2 protein-coding genes and 1 pseudogene are annotated in these 2,279 nt (G+C 65.0%); all 3 read left to right on the forward strand.

The window, feature by feature from the left end; genetic code table 11:
• Window positions 1-1,482 (forward strand): acyltransferase family protein (locus tag NMG70_RS28715; protein WP_436798478.1); only part of this gene is annotated, 1,482 nt, incomplete at its 5' end.
• 8 nt (window positions 1,483-1,490) lie between these two features.
• Window positions 1,491-1,684: pseudogene (locus NMG70_RS28720) on the forward strand (SPW repeat protein); the annotation flags it as partial.
• A gap of 339 nt (window positions 1,685-2,023) precedes the next feature.
• Window positions 2,024-2,279 (forward strand): acyltransferase family protein (locus NMG70_RS33395; protein WP_436798479.1); only part of this gene is annotated, 256 nt, incomplete at its 3' end.

The following is a 2,279-nucleotide window of genomic DNA, read 5'->3' on the forward strand; positions in this document are numbered from 1 at the left end:
GGCAAGCGCATGGCGATCCTGGCGATCGGCCTCGCCGGCGCGGTGTCGTTCGCCGTCTGCGCTTGGCTCACCACCGTGGCGCAGCCCTGGGCCTTCTATTTCTCGCCGCTCAGGGCCTGGGAGTTCGCCGCCGGCGGGCTGGCGACGATGGCGCCGGCAAAATTCTGGCGCGAGCGCCCGCAACTGGGCGCAGCACTGGCATGGCTTGGCCTGGCGCTGATCGCCGGTGCCTATCTGACCTTCAGCGAACAGGACACCCCCTTCCCCGGCTTCGCGGCGGTGGTGCCGGTGGCCAGCACCGTGCTGCTGCTGCTCAGCGGCTCCGGCAATGTCCAAAGCGGGCCGAGCGCCATGCTGGCGCTGCCGCCTTTGCAATGGCTTGGCAAGCTTTCCTACTCGCTCTATCTGTGGCACTGGCCGGTCATCGTCTATGCGACGATGATGGTGCCCGACCTCTCGTGGCCCGGGCGGCTCGCCTGCGCGCTATTGACGTTGGCGCTGTCGCTCTTCACCTATAATTTCATCGAAAACCCGATCCGCCGCAATGGCTGGCTGATGGCGAACGCGGCGCGCGCGCTAATCCCCGCCGTAATGCTGACCGGCGCCGGCGTCGTGGCGACTTACGCCAATGCGCGCCTTGCCGTGGACGACCTCGATCCCTCACAGCGAATCATTGCCGAAACTGCCGCGAAGCCCTCCACCGCGCGCGCGGTGGGCTGCGTTCTCGACTACGAGACCGCGACGCCGAAGGCCTGCGAGTTCGGCGCCAAGAATGCCGAGCGCTCGATCGCGCTGTTCGGCGATTCGCATGCCGACCACTGGTCGACGCCGCTGATCGAGGCAGCGAAGAAGAACGACTACAAGGTCGTCACCTGGCTCAAAGCCGCCTGCCGGGCGTCGCGGCTGACGGTCTGGAGCTCGAAGCTGAAGCGCGACTACACCGAGTGCGATCAATGGCGCGAGCAATCGATCAAGGAGATCATCGCGCTGCGCCCGAGCCTGGTGGTGATCTCGGAGATATCGCTGACCAGCTCGCGCAAACTGTCGCCCGACGCGCAGCAATCCGACAGCCTGGATCAGAACTGGCAGGCCGGCCTGCGCGCAACGCTGGAGGCGTTCAGCCAGGCCGGGCTGAAAGTCGCCTTCATCCGCGATGTGCCGTTCAACAGCCTGTTTGTCGACACCTGCGTGGCCCGCGCGCTGTGGCGTGGACAAACGCCATCAGTATGTGACGCGCCGCGTACCGACGCCGCCAACGACGCCATGGCCGCGGTGGAGCGCGACATCGTGCGCGCCGTCCCCAACGCAACCTATATCGACATGACCGACCGGTTCTGCGACGCCAAGACCTGCCATGTCTTCATCGACGGCAAGCTGGCCTACCGCGACCGCCACCACATGGCGACGCCCTTTGCGCAAACCCTGGAGCCGCCGGTCGAGCGCGCGCTGTTCTCCAACACGGGGACCACAGCCGTGAAGTAAGGCGGGAGGCATTCGCCGAATGGGAAGAGTGGGCGAGCCTTGTTGTCGGGCTATGGCTGATCGTTTCGCCCTGGCTGCCTGGCTTCGCGGCGAACGTCAACGCGATGGGAACCCATGTGGTTCTCTGCGTGCTGGTGGTCGCGGCGTCGGTCTGGCAGTCTGGGACCACCGTCGTCATCCGCCAGCGCATGCGTGCTGGTGACGACTTAGGGGGAGCCCGGCGCGCGAGCGGCAGGTTCCTCTGAAGCCTGAGATCGGTGCGCAGGCCCGCTCGCCGGGCCAATCACCTCCTGTGTCAAAATCGGCCGTCGCGTGGGTTCAGGATGGCGCTGGCGCTGCGCTTCCTGACGTGCACATCGCCGCTGCAGTCCGCGAGCTTCCACTTATGTTGCACTGCGGTAGATTTTCTGCTTATGTTGCACTGCGTTAGATTATTTGCCTATGTTGCGCTGCCTTAGATTTTTTGAATTGCATATCGGCGCATCGCGTTGAGTCTTCGAAACGGCTGGCTTTTTTCAACGACTCTACGCGAGGTATCGCCGTGTCGCCATCGTTCCGGCCGGATATCGAGGGCTTGCGCGCGCTGGCGGTGTCAGGCGTCGTCGCGTTCCATTTCGGTCTGTCGGACCTGCCGGGCGGCTTCACCGGCGTCGACATCTTCTTCGTCATCTCCGGCTACCTGATCACCGGCCAGCTGCTGCGGGAAATCGCCGAGGACGGCAGGCTGGACCTGTGGCGGTTCTATGCAAGGCGCGCCCGGCGCCTGTTGCCGGCCTCGCTGTTCGTCATCTTCGCCA

Source organism: Mesorhizobium ventifaucium (genome assembly GCF_935822925.1).
GTDB lineage: Bacteria > Pseudomonadota > Alphaproteobacteria > Rhizobiales > Rhizobiaceae > Mesorhizobium > Mesorhizobium ventifaucium.